At 71.7% G+C, this 19,369-nt stretch carries 14 protein-coding genes and 1 pseudogene; 6 read left to right on the forward strand and 9 right to left on the reverse strand.

Annotated features, from left to right (window positions below; genetic code table 11):
* Positions 1–19: 19 nt before the first annotated feature.
* A pseudogene (locus EDD90_RS12640) lies at positions 20–1,185 on the reverse strand (RNA-guided endonuclease InsQ/TnpB family protein).
* A gap of 62 nt (positions 1,186–1,247) precedes the next feature.
* On the opposite strand from EDD90_RS12640, the gene tnpA reads away from it, so the two are divergent.
* Together tnpA and EDD90_RS12650 are read left to right on the forward strand one after the other, a co-directional pair.
* Positions 1,248–1,649, forward strand: coding sequence for an IS200/IS605 family transposase (gene tnpA / locus EDD90_RS12645; RefSeq protein ID WP_123973105.1), 402 nt, complete (start codon positions 1,248–1,250; stop codon positions 1,647–1,649).
* A gap of 292 nt (positions 1,650–1,941) precedes the next feature.
* A complete protein-coding gene (locus EDD90_RS12650; RefSeq protein ID WP_123973106.1) occupies positions 1,942–2,805 on the forward strand; it encodes an aminoglycoside phosphotransferase family protein in 864 nt (287 codons plus the stop codon).
* Between the two features lie 124 nt (positions 2,806–2,929).
* Here EDD90_RS12650 and EDD90_RS12655 read toward each other — a convergent pair whose 3' ends face one another.
* The 4 genes from EDD90_RS12655 to EDD90_RS12670 form a co-directional block, all read right to left on the reverse strand.
* On the reverse strand, positions 2,930–3,649 hold the full coding sequence (locus EDD90_RS12655; RefSeq protein ID WP_123973107.1) for a 3'-5' exonuclease: 720 nt from the start codon (positions 3,647–3,649) through the stop codon (positions 2,930–2,932).
* A 102-nt stretch (positions 3,650–3,751) separates the two neighbouring features.
* Complete coding sequence (locus EDD90_RS12660) at positions 3,752–4,993, reverse strand: SAV2148 family HEPN domain-containing protein (protein ID WP_123973108.1); 1,242 nt, start codon at positions 4,991–4,993, stop codon at positions 3,752–3,754.
* 102 nt (positions 4,994–5,095) lie between these two features.
* Positions 5,096–6,436, reverse strand: coding sequence for a copper amine oxidase (locus EDD90_RS12665; RefSeq protein WP_123973109.1), 1,341 nt, complete (start codon positions 6,434–6,436; stop codon positions 5,096–5,098).
* A gap of 60 nt (positions 6,437–6,496) precedes the next feature.
* A complete protein-coding gene (locus tag EDD90_RS12670; RefSeq protein WP_123973110.1) occupies positions 6,497–7,312 on the reverse strand; it encodes a Tat pathway signal sequence domain protein in 816 nt (271 codons plus the stop codon).
* A gap of 196 nt (positions 7,313–7,508) precedes the next feature.
* Here EDD90_RS12670 and glgX point away from each other — a divergent pair, with 196 nt between their 5' ends.
* From glgX to EDD90_RS12685, 3 genes are all read left to right on the forward strand, one after another.
* Positions 7,509–9,617 carry a glycogen debranching protein GlgX gene (glgX, locus tag EDD90_RS12675; protein WP_123973111.1) on the forward strand — a complete coding sequence of 703 codons (2,109 nt, stop codon included), beginning with the start codon at positions 7,509–7,511 and terminating at the stop codon, positions 9,615–9,617.
* Between the two features lie 94 nt (positions 9,618–9,711).
* The gene (gene treY, locus EDD90_RS12680; RefSeq protein WP_123973112.1) at positions 9,712–12,090 is read left to right on the forward strand and encodes a malto-oligosyltrehalose synthase; all 2,379 of its coding nucleotides are present in this window, start codon (positions 9,712–9,714) and stop codon (positions 12,088–12,090) included.
* 236 nt (positions 12,091–12,326) lie between these two features.
* Positions 12,327–13,577 (forward strand): M14 family zinc carboxypeptidase, encoded by a 1,251-nt coding sequence (locus EDD90_RS12685; protein ID WP_123981197.1) that lies wholly within the window; start codon positions 12,327–12,329, stop codon positions 13,575–13,577.
* A gap of 52 nt (positions 13,578–13,629) precedes the next feature.
* Here EDD90_RS12685 and EDD90_RS12690 read toward each other — a convergent pair whose 3' ends face one another.
* The 3 genes from EDD90_RS12690 to EDD90_RS12700 all read right to left on the reverse strand — a co-directional run bounded on the left by EDD90_RS12690 (position 13,630) and on the right by EDD90_RS12700 (position 16,413).
* Entirely contained in the window at positions 13,630–14,049 is a 420-nt protein-coding gene (locus EDD90_RS12690) for an SSI family serine proteinase inhibitor (protein ID WP_123973113.1), read from the reverse strand.
* Entirely contained in the window at positions 14,046–15,413 is a 1,368-nt protein-coding gene (locus tag EDD90_RS12695; RefSeq protein ID WP_123973114.1) for a M14 family zinc carboxypeptidase, read from the reverse strand. Before EDD90_RS12695 ends, EDD90_RS12690 begins: the two co-directional genes overlap by 4 nt.
* Before the next feature lie 448 nt (positions 15,414–15,861).
* The gene (locus EDD90_RS12700) at positions 15,862–16,413 is read right to left on the reverse strand and encodes a DUF1707 and FHA domain-containing protein (protein WP_123973115.1); all 552 of its coding nucleotides are present in this window, start codon (positions 16,411–16,413) and stop codon (positions 15,862–15,864) included.
* Between the two features lie 175 nt (positions 16,414–16,588).
* Between EDD90_RS12700 and treZ the strand changes: the two genes are divergently transcribed.
* Positions 16,589–18,334, forward strand: coding sequence for a malto-oligosyltrehalose trehalohydrolase (gene treZ / locus EDD90_RS12705; protein WP_123973116.1), 1,746 nt, complete (start codon positions 16,589–16,591; stop codon positions 18,332–18,334).
* Positions 18,335–18,359: 25 nt separating this feature from the next.
* Here the strand turns inward: treZ and EDD90_RS12710 are convergent, their stop codons facing one another.
* Positions 18,360–19,307: a phosphotransferase family protein gene (locus EDD90_RS12710; protein ID WP_123973117.1), complete on the reverse strand. Its 948-nt coding sequence runs from the start codon at positions 19,305–19,307 to the stop codon at positions 18,360–18,362.
* Between the last annotated feature and the right edge of the window lie 62 nt (positions 19,308–19,369).

Below are 19,369 nucleotides of genomic sequence, written 5' to 3' on the forward strand. Positions count from 1 at the left end.
GAACGAGGAAGATTCCTGCCTACCTTGCGGTGGCGGGCTTGACGCCACGGGGACGCCTGACGACTGCCCTCCCGGCAGCCGGGGTGAGCGCGTGGCCCATCCGGTACAGGTGCAGGATGTTCCGGGCTGCGTTCCAGTCGGCGTTGCCGGACCATCCGCAGTCGGGGTTTTTGCACACGAACGTGGCCTGCTCTTCCCGACTGCCTGGTGTGGTGAAACCACAGGCTGAGCAGCGCAGGGAGGTGCCGGGGGCAGGGACCTTGTGCAGGGCGCCGCCGTGGCGGGCGGTCCTGTACGTCAGCATCGTCACGGTGCGGCCCCATGCCTCCTGACTGATGGAGCGGTTCAGTTGAGCTGTTCGACCACGACAGTGCCGTACCGCTTGGCAATGTTGGTAGTGGTCTTGTGCTGCCAGTCAACGGCGCGGCGCGTGGCTTTTGCGCGGAGCTGCTTGATCTGGTCGTAGGTGTGCCGCAGGCGGTGGGAGGCCTTCTCCCCACGCCTGCGGTGCTGTTTACGCTGGGCGGCGCGTTGCTCCAGGCCAAGCAGCTTGGCCTTCTCCCGCGGGTTCAGCCACTTGTCCCGGTCGGCTGTCCCGTCGGGGAGGCGGGACAGGCGTCCGTGCTGGTGGTCGCCGTCGGAGAGGGCGAGGGGCAGGTTCACCCCGGCATCGATGGCGACCTCGGCTCCCTGGTGGGGCCTGGGCTCGGCTTCGAGGGTCTGAACGCGGAAGGCGATGTGCCAGCCGAGCGCGTCCTTGACCAGCCGCGCCCCGGTGATCCGGTTCTCCTTGTCGGCGCGCTTGCCCGCGGGAAGGTCCTTGGTCCAGCGGAACCGGACCCGCCCGATCTTGGGGATGTTGGCCATGCCCCAACGGCGGTGCACACGGGTGATGTTCAGGTCCCGCCCCTGCGGGATGTCTACGGACATCACCGTGCGGATGCGAGCCTTGAAGTTCGGCGCGGCGGCGCGGCCGTCCCAGCAGTTCTTCCATGCCTGGAAGTACATCTTCAGTACCGCCTGCGCGGCCTGGGCAGGTAGGAATGCGAGCCAGTCGATCTCGCCTCGGGCCTGGCGGATCGCCGTGTCCGCCGCGGCCAGAGAACGCTTGTCCTTGGGCAGCATCGTCCACCAGTCGTGCAGCACGTTCCACAGAGCGCGGGCCGCGTGCGCCTGGTCGTCCATGAGCCGGATCTGCGCGGGGGTCAGCGCGAGTCGGGCACGATGCCCGAACTGCCTCTTCCTCCATACACGCTCCGTGCTCACACGTCGTCTGTAACCTGCATGTCCATTTGGTTTTTCTCACTAAGTATCGGCGCAAGGCCATGACGGACACCATGCTGACCAGGTGCGAGGAGATCATGCGGGAGGTCTGCCGGGACTTCGAGGCCGAGCTGATGCAGTTCAACGGAGAGGAGGACCACGTGCATCTCCTGGTGCACTATCCGCCCAAGGTCCAGCTCTCCAGACTGGTCAACTCCCTCAAAGGCGTCTCCTCCCGCTACCTGCGCAAGGAGTACGACGCGCACGTACGCCGGTACCTGTGGGGCGGACATTTCTGGTCCGGCTCGGACTTCGCCGGAAGCTGCGGCGGGGCATCGCTCACCGTCGTACACCAATACATCGAAAACCAGCAGCGCCCCGCATGACCTGACCAAGGGCAACAGCGCAGAACCTCACCCAAAAGCCGAGGGCAGAACAATATTGGGATGCCCTTCGCCTTGGCCGTGAACGGGAGAGCACTGCGCAAGGCCAAAGGAAGATGCCGTCGCCGAAGGTCGCCGTCTATCAACTGCGCTGCGATACGCCCGTCAAGGCACCGCGCACCGCGGCCGACCTCCGTGGATGCGAGACTGACCGCCGGACGGCGGGAACAGGACGCCGTGTGCACCCGCACACGGCGGGCGCGTGGGCGCTGGGAATGGAGACCGGAGGCGGACGATGGACGAGGCAAGGGCACGGGACGTACTGGCCGCGGCGGGTGTGCTGCCCGGTGCGGCGGCCGACGCCTCGCTCCTCGCCCTGGGCGAGAACGCGGTGTTCGCCGCCGGGGACCTGGTGGTGAAGGTGGGCCGGGACGCCGAGCTCCTCGACCGGGCCCGGCGCGAGCTGGAGATCGCCGGGTGGCTGGCGGAGGCCGGCGTACCTGCCGTACGGGCCGCCGAGCCGGAGGCGTGGCTCGTCGAGGGGCACCCGGTGACCGTGTGGCACCGGCTGGCCGACCCGGTACGCCCCGCCGAGCCGCGCGATCTGGCCGAACTGCTGCTGATCGTGCACGCACTGCCCTCACCTCCCTTCGGATTGCCGCCCCGCGAGCTGCTGGGCGGTGTGGAGCGCTGGCTGCGGCTCGCCGGCGAGGCGATCGACCCCGGGGACGCGGCGTATCTGCGGGAGCGCCGGGACGGCTTCGCGGCGGCCGCGGCCGCGCTGACGCCGCATCTGGCGCCGGGGCCGATCCACGGGGACGCGCTGCCCCGCAATGTGCACATCGGACCGGAGGGTCCGGTGCTGGTCGACCTGGAGACCTTCTCGTCGGACCTGCGCGAGCACGACCTGGTCGTCATGGCGCTGTCCCGGGACCGGTACGGGATGCCCGCCGAGGCGTACGCCTCGTTCACCGAGGCCTACGGGTGGGATGTGCGCGAGTGGGAGGGGTGCGGAGTGCTGCGCGGGGCCCGGGAGACGGCCAGCTGCGCATGGGTCGCCCAGCACGCACCGAGCAACCCGAAGGCACTGGCGGAGTTCGAACGCCGAGTGGCGTCGCTACGGGAGGGCGACGAGTCGGTGCGGTGGTACCCCTTCTGAGCAGTAGCGCCCCCTAGAGGCGCTGGGGGTACCCCCGGCCGAAGGCTGGGGGAGGAACTGCGCGACCAGCCACGACGAAGCCGCAGACGACCGACGGCGCATCTCCGCACTTGGAGCGGAACGCTCAAACCGCTTCGGCCAGCTCCCGCAGGGGCCACGCCCCGTCCACCACCGCGTCGGCCTCTCCCTTGCGGCGCAGGAAGCTCTGGAAGTCCGCCGCCCACTCCGCGTACCACTCCACCTGGCGGCGGTGCAGCTCCGCCGGGCCCAGCGCCGCGATCTTCGGGTGGCGCTCGGCTATCGCGTGGGCCAGGCGGGCCGCGGCGAGGGCGTCGGCGGAGGCGTTGTGGGCGGAGGTGAGGGTGATGCCGTACTCGGCGCAGACCGCTTCGAGGTTGCGCTTGCCGCGGCGGTAGCGGTCGACCCGGCGGTCGATGGTGTACGGGTCGACGACCGGCGCGGGGTCGAGGCCGCCCAGGCGGTCGGAGAGGGACGGGAGTCCGTGGCGGCGCAGCTCCGCCGTGAGGAGTGTGAGGTCGAAGGCCGCGTTGTAGGCGACGACCGGGACGCCCGTCTTCCAGTAGCCGGTGAGGACCTCCGCGAGGGCGTCGGCGACCTGGTCGGCCGGTCTGCCGTCGGCCGCCGCCCGCTCGTTGCTGATGCCGTGCACCGCCACCGCGTCCGCCGGGATCTCGACGCCCGGATCCGCCAGCCATTCGCGGCGGCCCAGTTCCTGCCCGGCCCTGACCTCGATCACGGCGCCCGTGACGATCCGCGCCTCGCGCGGATCCGTACCCGTCGTCTCCAGGTCGAAGCCGATCAGGAGCTCCTGGTGCCAGCCCATGGGCGGCCCCCCTTCTTGGTGGTGCTTTCCCCCAGTGGTCTCCACCCTCGCATGCGCCACTGACAATCAGAGGACCGCGTTCCGCTTACCGCCGTCCCCGTGTCAGGACACCGGCCGCGAATCCGCCCAAGCCATCTCGAACTCCTCGCGGTACGTCGGGAAGAGTCCTGTTTCCACCACGTCGTCGGACTTGACCACCTTGTTGCCGTTGCGCAGCACCAGCACCGGTGACTCCATGCCCCGCGCCCCGCGGAGATAGGACTGGATGATCGCGACGCCGTCGGCGCCGTCGCCGTCCACCAGGTAGGCGGAGAAGCGCGGGGTGTCGTCGTACACCTGGATCTCGAAGGCGCCCGGGTCGCGCAGCCGGGAGCGGACCCGGCGCATGTGGAGGATGTTCATCTCGACCGAACGGCCGAGTTCGCCCCGTTTCATCCCGAGTTCGCGCTCGCGGCGCTTGACCGCGCTGGAGGCGGGGTTGAGGAAGAGGAGCCGGACCCGGCAGCCGGTCTCGGCGAGGCGGACCAGGCGGCGGCCGGAGAAGTTCTGCACGAGCAGGTTGAGGCCGATGCCGATGGCGTCCAGGCGGCGGGCGCCGCCGAAGAGGTCCTCGGCGGGGAACTGGCGCATGAGCCGGACCCGGTCGGGATGGACGGCGACGACGTCCGCGTAGCGGTCGCCGACGAGGTCCTCGACGGCGTCCACGGGGAGCCGGCGCGCGGAGGGCACGTCGCCGCCCGCGCCGAGCATCTCCAGGAGCCGGGCGGAGGCGCGCTCGGCCTGGTTGAGCACGGCCTCGGAGAGCGCCCGGTTGCGGGAGACGACGTTGCGGGTCACCTCCAGCTCGTCCAGGGCGAGTTCGACGTCGCGGCGCTCGTCGAAGTACGGCTCGAAGCAGGGCCAGTGCTGCACCATCAGCTCGCGCAGCTGGGGCAGGGTGAGGAAGCTGAGCACATTGTCGTCGGCCGGGTCGAGCAGATAGCCCTTGCGGCGGCTGACCTCGCGGACCGCGGCCGCCCGCTGGACCCACTCCTGACCGGCGGGCCCGGCGGCGGCGACCACCCACTCGTCGCCGTGGACGGGTTCGTAGATGGGCCGCAGCACGGCGGCCACGACGGTGCGCAGCCGCTGCTCGACCAGGTTGAGCCAGATGTAGGCCCGGCCGGCCCGCTGGGCGCGCGTACGCACCTCAAGCCAGGCGTCGGCGTCCCACTCCAGCTCCGGCCCGATGGAGCCCGTGGCGTCCATCGGCCGGGCCAAGGACACCGCGCCGGGCGGGACGTCTGTGGAGTTTCCCTCGTGACCCTCGTCACCAGGGGGCAGCTCCAGGCCTCCCGAGCCCACCCGTGCACCGCCTTCCGCTCCCCCGAGCTCTCCCTGTGCCAACGATCAAGGAAGGGTACTCCGGGAGCGGTCGGCGGTGCAGCCGGATGGACAGGTCGTTTCTCAACTACCGTTTCCGGGCTGTCCGTTCTGATCGGCGAGCTCGGCCGGAGTGAGCGGATTCATAGCAGTGACATCACGCGGGGCGATGGAGAAGCCCTGCCAGTGGACCGGCATGGGCTGCTGGTCCTCGTCGCGCGCGATGTGGTGGAAACCGACGTTCACCCAGACCACGGGGTTGGTGAGGGTCTGCCCGTTGACCCACTGGTCGACGGTCTTGGGGTGACCGGTGGCGCAGCCGGGGTTGTTGCTGGCGAACTGCTCGCACTTGTCGTACTGGGTGAAGTAGACGTCGTGCTTGGTGAAACCGTGACCCGGGTACTTGTTGGTGGCGCCCTGGACGATCTCGTACGAACGGGCGTGCCCGTCCTTGTTCTTGCCCGCCGTGCTGACCACACGCCACCAGCGCATGTTCTTGGAGTCGCCGGCGAGTTCCTTGGTGACGTTCGTGCGGGTGGTCTTGTTGCTCGGCGCCTCCTGGCCGCGGGCCGGCGGGCTGACCACCGAGTCGTACTGCTCGATGCGGCTCTTGGAGGAGCCGTCGAGGTCGAAGTCCAGCTTCCAGAACACGTTGTGGCTGTGGCTGGTGGCGTAGGCGTGGGCGCCCTTGCCGATCGGCCAGCCGCGGCCGTCCCCGGCGTCGTAGTCGCCCGGTGAAAGGCTGCCGGTGGCGCCGACGTTCATGTTGATCGTGCCGTCGTCCTGGAACCGCCACTCGGTCATGTACTCGTACCAGCCGACCTTGTTGACGGTGTAGATCAGCAGGTCCTTGCCCTGCTGCTGGAACACCCGGTTGCCGGTGTCGGCCTGCATCCGGTACGCGTGGCCGCGCGAACGGGTGGTGGTGCAGAGGCCGTTGACGTTGGGGTGGGCCGGGTCCCAGGCGTCGGGGACCTTGATGCTCTTGATGGTGCCGCCGGGGCACTCGGCCGCGTCGAGCGGCACCAGGCCCTGCGCGAAGCCGAAGCCGGTCAGGTCGTCGTACTCGACACTGCCGTCGTCGTAGGGGACGTCGATCTGGGCGAGGCGCGCGCTGGAGAGGACCTTGATGGGGGCGGACTCGCCCTTGGGCTGGTAGGAGATGTGCTCCAGCACCAGTCCGGCCTTGCTGTCGTAGCGCCAGCACATCCGCCAGGTGGTGCCGGTGGAGAGCTTCTGCTCGATGCGGTAGGCGGCGGAGCAGTCGGCGGCGGCCGCGGCGGCCCGCTTGGGCTGGGCGGCGGCGGGTCCGGCGGCCGTGGTCGCACCGGCCGCCAGCGCGGCCACGGACAGGCCCACGGCGGCCGTCCTGCGGGCACGGCTGATTCTGTGCACGCGCGTGGTCGCGCGCTCGTTCACGTGCATGACGAAACGACTCCTCGTACGGGAGGTGTGAGATGAGGGAGATGCGCGAACGGAGCCGGCTCAGCGGCCGAGCTTCACGACCTTGCGCGCGCTCAGGTCGACGATGAGCGACCTGGCGTCGATCCACGGCCCGTTCTTGACCTTCGGGAAGAGCCGCACGCAGCGGTGTTCGCCGCACTTGTCGAGCGCGGCCGGCTGGGCGCCCGGGGTGGCGCGGTAGACCGCGCTGTTGAGCAGCAACTGCTGCTCCGGATCGGTCAGTTCCTTGCCCGTGGCGTCCTTGAAGTCCGCCTTGAGGCCGGCGCCAAGCGGATCGCCGATCAGCAGCTTGAGCGCCTGGACGTTCTCGTCGTGGCTGAGCGGCGGCTGGACGCCCTGCCGGCTGGTGGTCTGCTCGACCTTGCCGGTGTCGAGATTGACCGTCCGGGTGACGAGGGTGTCGTTGCGGTAGTCGTAGAACGTGACGTCCGCGCGGCGCGGCGCGTTCGCGTCGTCCAGTTCCTTCGCGTCCGGATCGGCGAGATCGACGCTGAGCCGCTCGGGGCCGCGGCGGCCCTCGGCGTTCTCCCCGGCGTTGAACATCTGCTTGGTCAGAGCGAGTTGTTCGACACGCTTGGTCTCGTCGTCGGTCAGCGGGTCACTGCCCGTGCCCTTCTTCCCCTCGGCCGGGGCCTCTTCCACCACTCCCGGCTTGACGGCGCCCGACCCCTGGCCCGCGCCCTGCGCGGCTGCCGTGCCGTTCCCGTTGGTTCCTCCCGACTCGTCCGCCCCCGCCGTACCCGGCAGGGTTATCCCGACCATCACGGCGGTCCCCGCCACCGCCAGTCCCGCACCGGCCACCACCTTGCCCAGATGGCGGTGCACTATCTTGCGCACATCTTCCCCCTACTCCGCCTTTGTCACAGGGAGTACGTGTCTGCCCCACCGATTCGGCACACTTCGCCACATGGGTCGCTGTGTGCACTGGTCGCGGGGTAAGAGGGGCGTAAGTCACCTGGGGTTCCATTACTTTCGGGCAGACTCATGACCAAGGCGCCCCCGGGCGTAAGGCACACCTGGAAGAGTCGACTTCATGCAGGTCTGGCCTGGAGAGGCATATCCGCTCGGCGCCACGTACGACGGCGCCGGGACCAACTTCGCGGTGTACACGGAGGCCGCGGACCGAGTGGAGCTGTGTCTGCTGCACGACGACGGCTCGGAGACGGCGGTGGAGCTGCGGGAGAGCGACGCCTTCGTCCGGCACGCCTACCTGCCGGGCGTGATGCCCGGGCAGCGCTACGGCTTCAGGGTGCACGGCCCGTACGACCCCGGCCGCGGCCTGCGCTGCAACTCGGCGAAGCTGCTGCTCGACCCGTACGCGAAGGCAGTCAGCGGGTCGGTGCACTGGGGCGAGGAGGTGTACGGCTACCGCTTCGGCGACCCCGACAGCCGCAACGACCTGGACTCGGCGCCGCACACCATGACGTCGGTGGTGATCAACCCGTACTTCGACTGGGGCGACGACCGGCGGCCGCGCACCGAGTACCACCACACGGTGATCTACGAGGCCCATGTGAAGGGCCTGACCATGCGCCACCCGGGCCTGCCCGAGGAGCTCCGCGGCACCTACGCGGGTCTGGCGCACCCGGCGGTCATCGAGCACCTCACCGAGCTGGGCGTCACGGCGCTGGAGCTGATGCCGGTCCACCAGTTCGTGAACGACCACCGGCTGGTCGACATGGGACTGAACAACTACTGGGGCTACAACACCATCGGTTTCTTCGCCCCGCACAACTCGTACGCCTCCTGGGGCGACCGCGGTCAGCAGGTCCTGGAGTTCAAGTCGGCGGTCCGGGCGCTGCACGAGGCCGGGATCGAGGTGATCCTGGACGTGGTCTACAACCACACCGCCGAGGGCAACCACCTGGGCCCGACCCTGTCCTTCCGCGGCCTGGACAACCAGTCCTACTACCGCCTGACGGACGACCCGCGCTACTACATGGACACGACGGGCACGGGCAACTCCCTGCTGATGCGCTCGCCCCACGTCCTCCAGATGATCATGGACTCGCTGCGCTACTGGGTCACCGAGATGCACGTCGACGGCTTCCGCTTCGACCTCGCGGCGACCCTGGCCCGGCAGTTCCACGAGGTGGACCGGCTGTCGTCGTTCTTCGACCTGGTGCAGCAGGACCCGGTGGTCTCCCAGGTGAAGCTGATCGCCGAGCCGTGGGACGTGGGCGAGGGCGGCTACCAGGTGGGCAACTTCCCGCCGCTGTGGACCGAGTGGAACGGCAAGTACCGCGACACCGTGCGCGACCTGTGGCGGGGCGAACCGCGCGCGCTCGCCGAGTTCGCGTCCCGGCTGACGGGCTCCTCCGACCTCTACCAGGACGACGGCCGCCGCCCGCTGGCCTCCATCAACTTCGTGACCTGTCACGACGGCTTCACGCTGCACGACCTGGTGGCGTACAACGACAAGCACAACGAGGCCAACGGCGAGGACAACCGGGACGGCGAGAGCCACAACCGCTCGTGGAACTGCGGGGTCGAGGGACACACCGACGACCCCGCGATCCTCGAACTGCGCGACCGCCAGATGCGGAACTTCGCCGCCACGCTGATGCTGTCCCAGGGCGTGCCGATGATCGGCCACGGCGACGAGTTCGCGCGTACACAGCAGGGCAACAACAACGCGTACTGCCAGGACAACGAGGTGTCCTGGGTGGACTGGCCGTCCCCCGACGACGACAGCGGCCTGCTGTCCTTCACGCGCGCGATGGCAAAGCTGCGCAAGGAGCACCCGGTCTTCCGGCGCCGCCGCTTCTTCCACGGCCGCCCGGTGGAGGGTACCCACGACGAGCTCTCCGACATCGCCTGGTTCACCCCCGGGGGCCGCGAGATGACCCAGCAGGACTGGGACTCGGCACAGGCGTCGGCCCTGACGGTGTTCCTCAACGGCAACGCGATCTCGGAACCGGGCCCGCGCGGAGAACGCATCGCCGACGACTCGTTCCTCCTGATGTTCAACGCGTCACCGGACCCGCTGGACTTCGTGGTGCCGGTCAACCACGGCCGCCAGTGGGAGCCGGTGGTCGACACGGCCCTCACAGAGGGGGTGCCACCGGGATCGAAGGTGGACGCGGGGGCACGGCTGACGCTGGTGGGCAGAAGCCTGACTGTTCTGAAAAGGCCGGCATGAACGCGCCCCTGTAGAGGCGCGGGGAACTGCGCGACCAGCCCCCACCGCCCCGCACTGTGACACAGAACCCAACCAGATGGGTACAAACATCCGTATGACAGCCGAGCAAACCGCCCCCACCGTCCCGACGGCCACCTACCGACTGCAGCTCCAGCCCGGCTTCCCCTTCTCGGCGGCCTCCGCATCCGTGCCGTACCTCGCCTCGCTCGGCGTCTCCCACCTCCACCTCTCCCCCGTCCTGGAGGCAGTCCCCGGCTCCGCCCACGGCTACGACGTGGTGGACCACGCGCGCGTGCGCGAGGAACTCGGCGGCGAGGACGGACTGCGCGCGCTCGCCCACACCGCGCGAGCCCACGGTCTCGGCTTGATCGTCGACATCGTGCCGAACCACATGGCCATGTCCCCCCGCCACAACCACGCCCTGTGGGAGGTCCTCCGGGAGGGCCCGAAGTCGCCGTACGCGCGCTGGTTCGACGTCGACTGGGAGGCGCAGGGCGGGCAGCTGCTGCTGCCGGTGCTCGGCGGACCGGTCGGCGACGTGCTCGGGCAGCTCGTGGTCGACGGGGACGTGCTGCGCTATCACGAGCACGCCTTCCCGCTCCGGGAGGGCACCGCGGAGCTGCCGCTGCCGCAGCTGCTGGACGCCCAGTGGTACCGCCCGGTGTGGTGGCGGCTGGCCCGCACCGAGCTGAACTACCGGCGGTTCTTCAGCATCTCCGAGCTGATCGGGGTGCGGGTGGAGGACCCGGAGGTGTTCGAGGCCACCCATGCCAAGATCCTCCAGCTGCTGCACGAGGGCGTGGTGGACGGGCTGCGCGTCGACCATCCCGACGGGCTCGCCGACCCCGACGGCTATCTCGCCCGGCTGCACGAGGCGACCGGCGGGCGCTGGACGGTCGTGGAGAAGATCCTGGCCGACGGCGAGCACCTGCCGGCCGGCTGGCCGGTCGCCGGCACCACCGGGTACGACGCGCTGCGGCACGTGGACGGCCTGTTCACGGATCCCCCGGGGGCCGGTGAACTGCTCGGCCAGTACCGGCGGTTCGCGGCTCCGCAGACGGACCGGGGCGGTGACTGGGCGGCGACGGTGCGGCGGGCGGCGTACAAGGTGCTCACGCACGAGCTGGCGGCCGAGACGGACCGGCTGACGCGGGTGGCCACGCGCGTGTGCGCGACGTCCCCGGACCCCGCGCTGCGCGACCGGGCGCCCTGGGCGTTGCGCACCGCGCTGCAGGAGCTGCTGGTGCGGATGCGGGTGTACCGGCCGTACGCCTCCGGTGACGTGGCCACCGTCGTCACCGAGCAGGCCGCGGAGGAGGCCCGGCAGGCCTTCCTGGTGCCCGAGGAGGCCGGGGCGGTGGATGTGGTGCGCGGGCTGCTGGTGGGCGGGGACGGACCGGGACCCGCGGAGTTCCGGGTGCGGTTCGCGCAGACCGCCTCGGCGCTGCGTGCCAAATCCGTCGAGGACACGGCGTTCTACCGCTATGTGCCGCTGCTGTCGGCGACCGAGGTGGGCGGTGATCCCGGCAGTCCGGGGGTGTCCCCGGACGCCTTCCACGCGTACTGCGCGCGCGTGCAGCGCGACTGGCCGCTCACCGGGACGGTGGTGACGACGCACGACACCAAGCGCAGCGCCGACGTGCGTGCGGCGCTGGCCGTGCTGACGGAGTGTCCTGAGCGGTGGGCGGACGTGCTGACGGAGGTGACCCGGGACGGGGAGGGCGTGCCGGACGCGCAGCTGGCCTGGGCGGCCTGGCAGACCGTCTTCGGGCTGGGCCCGGCGGCCGCCTGGCGGGTGCAGGGGGCGCTGCTGAAGCATGTGCGGGAGGCGGGCCTGTACACGAGCTGGACGGAGCAGGAGCCGCCGTACGAGGAGGCGGTGGCCTCGTTCGTCGCGGCGGGGCCGTGCGGGGCGCCGGGCGAGCGTGTGACGGCCTTCCGTGCCTCCCTGGGGCCGCATGTCCGGGCGAACGTCCTCGGCACGGCTCTGGTCCATCTGACGATGCCGGGCGTGCCGGACGTCTACCAGGGCACGGAGGGCGAGTACCGGGCGCTGGTGGACCCGGACAACCGGCGGCCGGTCTCCTTCCCGCCCGGACAACCGGGCGAGAAGGACGCGCTGACTGCGGCGGCGTTGCGGCTGCGGGCCCGGCGTCCGGACGTCTTCGGCGACACGGCGACGTACGCGCCGCTGACCGCCGAGGGGCCGGCCGCGGCGCACTGTCTGGCGTTCGCGCGCTCCGGGGAGGTGGTCACGGCGGTGACCCGGCTGTCGCTGCGGCTGACCGCGGCGGGCGGCTGGCGGGACACGGTGCTGCCGCTGCCGCCGGGGCGGTGGGCGGACGTACTGGCGCCGCGGCGGGAGTTCACGGGGCACGCGCGCGTGGCCGAGCTCTTCGAGGGGCCGCCGGTGGTGCTGCTGGAGCGAGTGGGAGACGGGGACCGAGCCCCCCACATTCACCCGTACGAGTGAATGTGGGGCCGGTTCGGGAGGTTGCCGAAACTCGCTGGGCGCGGCCGGCGTCCGTAACGGGGCACGGAACCGTTCCGCGCCCCGTAATGACTTTGCACCCCCATCGGCGCCAACCGCCCTGCCGGCCTGCCGCACATGCCCCTGGGCGCCCCCTGGAGCCTCCCCCAGGAGGTTCTTGACAGTTCACCTATGCCGTGCGGGACTGGGAAATGCGAAGCCGGGCGGACAAGTCGGGGGTGAGTCTCCTGCCGGAGCTGCGCTACCCCAGTGTTCCCGAACTGATCGCGACCGCCCGGGCATTGGCCGCTCACCGGCCCGGCCTGTGCACATTGCGGCAGATCGGCGTCTCTCGCGCGGGCAGACCGCTGCACCTGCTGTCCGTGGGGCACTCCCGGCGGGCGGTACTGGTGGTCGCGGGCGCCCACGCCAACGAACCGACCGGGGGCGGCACGCTCCAGGTCCTGGCCGAGCGGGTGCTGACCGAGCGGGAGTTGCGGGCGGAGACGTCCTGGCACTTCCTGCTGTGCGCGGACCCGGACGGGGCGAGCCTGCACGTCACCCCGGCCCCGCGCAGCCTGCTCGACTACCACCTCGGCTTCTACCGTCCGGCGGGCCCCGAGCAGCCGGAGTGGTCGCCGTCGGTGCTGCCGCCGGACCAGCTGCCGCCGGAGACCGTGGCACTGCTCGGGGTGATCGACGAACTGCGCCCCTACCTCCAGGTGACCCTGCACGGCACCGATCTGGGCGGCAGCTGGGTGCAGCTGACGAAAGACGTGCCGGGGCTCGCCGAGCCGTTCGCCAAGTCGGCCGCGGAGCTGCACATCCCGGTGGAGACGGGCGCCTCGGACGCCGCGGGCTGGCCCGCCTCCGGGCCGGGCGTCCGGGTGATGCCCGGCCCGGACTCGGGGGTGGCCTACCCGAGCATGCCGGACGACGCACGGCACAGCACCTGGTACCACGCACACCGCTACGGCGGCCTGACGGCGGTGGTCGAGGTTCCGATGTGGGCCAGCGACCTGGTCGACGACCCGGCACCGCACCCGGCGCCGGCGGCGGCGATGCGGCGGCTGGCACGCCGGCTGCTGCAGGACTCGCGGGAGGTGGAGCGGGTGCTGACCGAGACACTGCCCCGGCTGGACGGCCTGGACGGGCCGCTGCTGCGGGCCGCCCGCTGGGCGCTGGGGCTGATCCCCGGGCTGGCCGAGGACTGGATCCAGCGGCAGCCGATCGACACCACGATGGCGTACGTCGGCAGCGTGGACGCCTTCGGGCGGCGGCTGCCGTTGCGGGCGGCGTCGATGCTGCTGCGGGTACTGCGGGAGGCGGACGACCGCGCGGCGCCGCGCCTGGAGGAGCTGGTGGCCTCCTGGTGCGACGCCTACGCGGAGCGTTTCCGGGCCCGCTGGGTGCCGGTGGAGCGCCAGGTGGAGCACCAGGCCCGGACGGTGCTGGCGGCCGCGCAGCACGCGCGTGAGCGGGCGGCGTGAGGGCTCGGGGCCGGTACCGGGGACCGGGGTGGACCGCACGCCGCCCCGGGGGTCAGCCGTCGAGGGCGAATACCGGGCCGGTGCGGGCCGCCATCACGCAGGAGTTGGAGAAGGTCTCGCGGTACTCGATCGGCCGGCCGTTCCACTCGCCGCGCGCCTGGGCGGTGACCGGGGCGTAGATCATCGAACAGATCGCGCCCTTGGTCGGGGTGATGCGCGTGATGTCACCGCCCACCGCGGCGAGTTCGGCACAGGCCTCGGCCGCGCGGGAGTGCCCCTGGGGCGGGTCGCACAGCAGCAGCGTGCCGCGCGTGCCGCCGGCCCGGCCGTCCCCCTCCTTGGTGACGGTCAGGTTGAGGTAGTCGCCGTCGCGCGTGTCGCCGGGTGCGGCCTGCGCCGGGGCGGTGACGAGGAGGGCGGCGGCCGCCAGCAGGGCACCGCCGGCCGCTGTCGCTCTGATCAGATGGGTCATTCCCGGTGCATCGGCACGGCGGCCTCGGCGCCCCAGTCCGGCTCACCCGAACGAGCAAGTACGCGCGCGTGGCGATGCGCCAGTTCGAACGTGCTCAGGACCACGCGTGTCTGGTATTCGGCCTGCCGTGCGACCGGGATCCAGCGGGCGGCGAGGTTCTCGTGGTAGTCCGCGCACCAGGTGTCGATCAGCCGGTCCAGGTCGGGCAGGGCGCCGGCGGGGTCGTGGCCGGTGCTGCGCAGGAGCTGGTGCAGCAGCCCTGCGGTGCGCAGGACCAGCCGGCGCCCCGCGATGCGCAGGGCGACCAGGTGGGCGGTGCTGAGCGGGGGCAGCGGGCGGGTGCTGCCGGCATCGGTGTCGGGGTCCCAGGCGTCGGCGAGGCCCGGGCGGACGAGCAGGAAGTCGTCGACCGGCGGGAGCAGGCGGGCCGCGTCCGGTGCCGCGGACAGCTGGGGCCGGACCCGGACGAGGATGTCGTCCAGGAGGCGCGTGTCCTCGCGCAGGGCCCTGCTGGCGGCACGCAGCACCGCGTCGCGGTCCGCGGGCGGTGTGCCGTCCTGGACGGCGGTGACGCCCCACATGGGCGCCTCGACGATGGCGGTGACCGTGCCGTGCCGGTATGGGTGGAACCAGGTGGACTCGACGGCCGCCTCGGTGATGGCGGCGGCCAGATCGCCCCGGCGGGGCGGCGGCACACGGTAGACGGCCGGGCCCAGCGTGGGCCAGTACAGGGTGTCGTTGGCGCCGAGTTCGAGGGGGATGCCCAACCGGTTCGCGGTGTGCGCGAGGCGCTGGGCGAGGCCCGGCAGGTCGCGGGTCAGCTCGACGAAGCCGCCGCCGACGTCGACGCCGTGCAGCGAGCACTGGAGGAAGGGCCGCAGCTCGTCCTGGACGTCGAGGAGCGCACGGGTCTCGGGGAGCGCCACGGCGTCGGCCCCCTCGGGCAGCCACTCGGGCTGCTCCAGGAAGCCGGGCCGGAAGAAGTTCCGGAAGTAGCGGCCCAGGGTGTACGGCCCGGCGAGCCAGCCCTCGTTGCGGCGCGAGCCGTCCGGATCCAGGCACAGCAGCAGGTTCCAGGTGACGTCGGCGTCCTCGGTGAGCCGTGGGTCGGCGAGGACCCGGTCGGCCAGCCGTAGCACGGTGGCGCCGCCGACGGGTTCGTTGGCGTGCGGGCCCGCGACGACGAGGGCGTGCCGGCTGCCGTGGCCGATGGAAAGCAGCCACATCGGCGTGCCCGCGCGGGAGGTCCCGACCCTGCGCAGCCGGGCGTCCCGCGGACGGTCGGCAACCAGCGCCGCCGCCCGGGAGGCGAGCTCGTCAACGGACGGGTAGCGGAGGAGTGGCGGCAGAACACACCTCCACAATGCGGTGCCGTCGGTTCACATGATGTACATGACGTACGCACAGTGAGTCACGACTTGGGAGGTACGTCAACACTCCGACGGACAAACACTTTTCGGCCACCGCGCGGGAGGCGTTCGGACGAGAGCGGGGGAAAAGCCCAGCGGAGCGGTGCGTGTTCAGCCGGCTGTGAGCAGGAAGCCCATCGGCAGGGTGTGCATTCAGCCGACTGAGCGGGGGCCCTCCCACACGGGCCACATCGGCGCGGCTGACGGCGGAAAACCTGCACACGCACAACGCCTCCGGCCACCCACGAGCGAGAAGCCGCACCACACGAGGCACACCCGCGGAGCCACCCCGCGCGGGACGCCTGCCGCCGGTCGCGAGCCGACGGCAAGTCCGGGCCGGACTGTTCAGCCGGTCATGAGCAGGCGGCACGGCCGAGTCGACGGCACGGTCGAGCCGGATCCTTCAGCCGGTTGCGAGGCGGAAGTGCATGCGGCCGAAGCCCACCTGGTCGCCCTCGCGGACGACGGCGGCGCCGGTCACCCGGCGGCCGTTCACCGTCGTGCCGTTGGTGGAGCCAAGGTCCCTGAGGACCCACAGGCCCCCCTGATGCCGGAGTTCGGCGTGCACCCGGGAGACTGTGTCATGGCTGAGCCGCAGTCCGTTGGCGGGGTCGCGGCCGATCCGCAGCGGGTGCCCGGCGCCCGGGTGCGGCAGCAGCAGCTTGGGCAGCCGCTCGGCCTGCCAGGCCCGGCGCAGCCGTACCGTGAACCCGGAGACGGCCTCGACGGTGCCGAAGAACACGCGCGCGAAGCGGTTCTCCTGGGGCAGGTCGGCGGTGAGCGCGGCGAGTTCGTCCACGCGGCGGGCGGCGAGCGCCAGCTCCATGCGGCGTACGAAGGTGTCGTGCGACAGCCGTCCCATGACGACGCCGTCACGCAGCACGCTCAGCGCCTTCTCGCGCTCCGCGTCGGACAGCCGCGCGGGATAGGTGTTGAACTCGAAGGACGACGTCACGGTGCTGATTCTGGGTCAGTGAACCCCGGGTGTCCAGAAAACGGAGAAACGGCCGTCACGCGCGCGTACGTACGGCGACACCCGCCGGGAAAGCCGGGATTCAAAGCGGACTGATCGCCTTTCGCGGCACGATGGACGTACTACCTCACGATGAGCCAGACGAAGGGGACCGTCCGTGCAGTTCGAGGTGTGGGCACCGCAGGCAGACCGTGTGACGCTCCATTGCGACGGCGCCACGCGCGCGTTGGACCGCGACCCGCGGCGCCCGGGCTGGTGGGCCGGGGAGGCGGACGCCGAGGACGGCACTCGGTACGGGTTCGCGCTGGACGACGGACCGGTGCTGCCCGACCCGCGCTCGTGCCGCCAGCCGGACGGCCCGGACGGACTGAGCGCGGTCGTCGACCACACCCGGTACGAGTGGCGGGCCGCATGGCCGGGGCGCGCGTTGCCGGGCGCGGTGCTCTACGAGCTGCACGTGGGCACGTACACCCGGGAAGGCACCCTGGACGCGGCCGCCGCCTGTCTGGACCACCTGGTGGAACTGGGCGTCACCCATGTGGAGTTGATGCCGCTCTGCCCGTTCCCCGGCCGGCACGGCTGGGGGTACGAGGGGGTCTCGCTGTGGGCGGTGCACGAGCCGTACGGCGGACCCGAGGCGCTGAAACGGTTTGTCGACCGGGCGCACGAACTCGGACTCGGCGTCGTCCTGGACGTCGTCCACAACCACCTCGGTCCGTCGGGCAACTACCTCCCCGCGTTCGGACCGTATTTCACGGAGACGCACCACACGCCCTGGGGCGCGGCGGTCAACCTGGACGCGCCCGGTTCCGACGAGGTGCGCGCGTATCTGCTGGGCAGCGCGCTGGCCTGGCTTCGGGACTACCGGATCGACGGGCTGCGTCTGGACGCGGTGCACGCGCTGCGCGACACGCGCGCGTGCCACTTCCTGGAGGAGCTGTCTTCGGCCGTGGCCGCCCTGGCGGGCGAGTCGGGCCGGCCGTTGTTCCTCGTCGGCGAGTCCGACCTGAACGACCCTCGCGTCATCACCGCCCGCGCGGAGCACGGGCTCGGCCTGGACGCGCAGTGGAACGACGACTTCCACCACGCCCTGCACACCGCCCTGACCGGCGAGTCCCAGGGCTACTACGCCGACTTCGCGCGTGACTCCTTCGGTGCCCTCGCCAAGACGCTCACCGGCGGCTACTTCCACGACGGCACGTACTCCAGCTTCCGCGGCCGGCACCACGGCCGCCCGCTGGACCGCGCGCGGGTGGCGGGGCACCGGCTGCTCGGCTACACGCAGACGCACGACCAGGTCGGCAACCGCGCCCAGGGCGACCGGCTTTCGGCCACCCTCTCGCCCGGCCTGCTGGCCTGCGCGGCCACCCTGACCCTGACCGCGCCCTTCACCCCGATGCTGTTCATGGGCGAGGAGTGGGCGGCCGGCACCCCCTGGCAGTTCTTCACCGACCACACGGACCCGGACCTGGCGGAGGCGGTACGGCGGGGCAGGCGGCGGGAGTTCGCGGCGCACGGGTGGGCCGAGGAGGACGTGCCGGACCCGCAGGACCCGGCGACCCGGGAGCGGTCCTGCCTGGACTGGTCGGAGCCGCAACGCGAGCCGCACGCGCGCGTGCTGGCCTGGTACCGCAGGCTGATCGCCCTGCGCCGCGAGCAGCCGGACCTCACCGATCCCGACCTGGCCGACACCAAGGTGGCCTACGACGACGAGGCGCGCTGGCTGGCGTTCCGGCGCGGGGACGTACGGGTGGCGGTGAACCTGGGCAAGGAGCCGGCGGCGATCCCGCTCGGCAGCGGCAAGGTGGAGCTGCTGGCCGCGTGGGACACCCTGGCGGCACCGGACGCCGACGGGGTGCTGCGGGTGCCGGGCGAGTCGTGCGTGGTGCTGACCCAGGCGTGAGCACCGGCCCGGCTGAAGATCCCGGCTAGACCTCTTCGTCGTCCTCGGTGTCCTCGCGCGGCTCCGTCACCCGCTCCAGCAGGATCGTCTCCCAGGCCCGCCCGAGTCGGGTACGCAGCAGCTGCAGGGGGCTGTCGTCGCGGCCTTCCAGGCGGTCGGTGAGACGGATGACGGTGTCGCAGCGGGCGAGCCACAGACCGCGCAGGCAGGGGCGGGCGCCGTAGCCGGCGAGGGTGGCGGCGCGGACGGCCGCGCCGGAGCCGACCGCGAGGGCGAGCCCGGCGATGTCCTCGGCGGGGTCGCCCACGGCCGTGCCGGTCCAGTCGAGGACACCGCGGACCCTGCCGTCGGCGCTGACCACCAGGTGCTCGCCCTTGAGGTCGTGGTGGGCCAGCACGGCGGCACCGGGCTGTGCGGCCAGCTGGGCCGCGCCCGGCGGGGTGAGCTGGTGCAGCCGGGCGGGGTCGAACTCGTCGGCGGCGGCGAGGCGTTCGGCGGCGGCGACGGCCATCCGGCGCAGCGCCTCCAGGGAGCGCGGCGGGGTGCGCGGCACGCCGAGCGTCTCGGCCTGCCGTACCGGCACCTCGCGCAGCCCGGTGAGCAGCCCGGCCAGATCGGCCTCGCCGACGGCGGAGACGTCATGTTCCTCGGCCGTACCCCCGGGGATCGCGATGTCGAGGGTGTACGTCAGCCCCGGCGCCCACTCGCCGTGCGCGACGCTGGTCGGGACGGCGACCGGCAAGTGCGGGCGCACCAGGTCGCGCAGGCGCAGTTCGCGGCGCTGGCGCAGCGAGGCCTCACGGTCGGGGGCGAGGCGCAGCACATGGCGGGTGCCGACCCACCAGGTGGAGTGCTCGCCGCCCTCGGTGACGGGCCGGACATCCGGTCCCGGGGTTCCGTTCGCGCTCTCCTTGAGCAGCGAACGGACCAGTCGGCGGACGGTGTCCGCGGTGGGTGTCGGTGCCTGGGTCATGGATCGCGCCGTTGCCGTTCGGGGTGGGGTAGGGGCGAGCAGGTGTTCCCGGAGCCGGGTCG

It is taken from the genome of Streptomyces sp. Ag109_O5-1, assembly GCF_003814875.1.
GTDB lineage: Bacteria > Actinomycetota > Actinomycetes > Streptomycetales > Streptomycetaceae > Streptomyces > Streptomyces sasae.

Coding starts and splice junctions, on each gene's coding strand:
- EDD90_RS12650 (WP_123973106.1), top strand. CDS start 1,942: ATGGACGAGGCAAGGGCACGGGACGTACTGGCCGCGGCGGGTGTGCTG.
- EDD90_RS12690 (WP_123973113.1), bottom strand. CDS start 14,049: ATGACCCATCTGATCAGAGCGACAGCGGCCGGCGGTGCCCTGCTGGCG.
- EDD90_RS12655 (WP_123973107.1), bottom strand. CDS start 3,649: ATGGGCTGGCACCAGGAGCTCCTGATCGGCTTCGACCTGGAGACGACG.
- EDD90_RS12710 (WP_123973117.1), bottom strand. CDS start 19,307: ATGACCCAGGCACCGACACCCACCGCGGACACCGTCCGCCGACTGGTC.
- EDD90_RS12665 (WP_123973109.1), bottom strand. CDS start 6,436: ATGCACGTGAACGAGCGCGCGACCACGCGCGTGCACAGAATCAGCCGT.
- glgX (WP_123973111.1), top strand. CDS start 7,509: ATGCAGGTCTGGCCTGGAGAGGCATATCCGCTCGGCGCCACGTACGAC.
- treY (WP_123973112.1), top strand. CDS start 9,712: ATGACAGCCGAGCAAACCGCCCCCACCGTCCCGACGGCCACCTACCGA.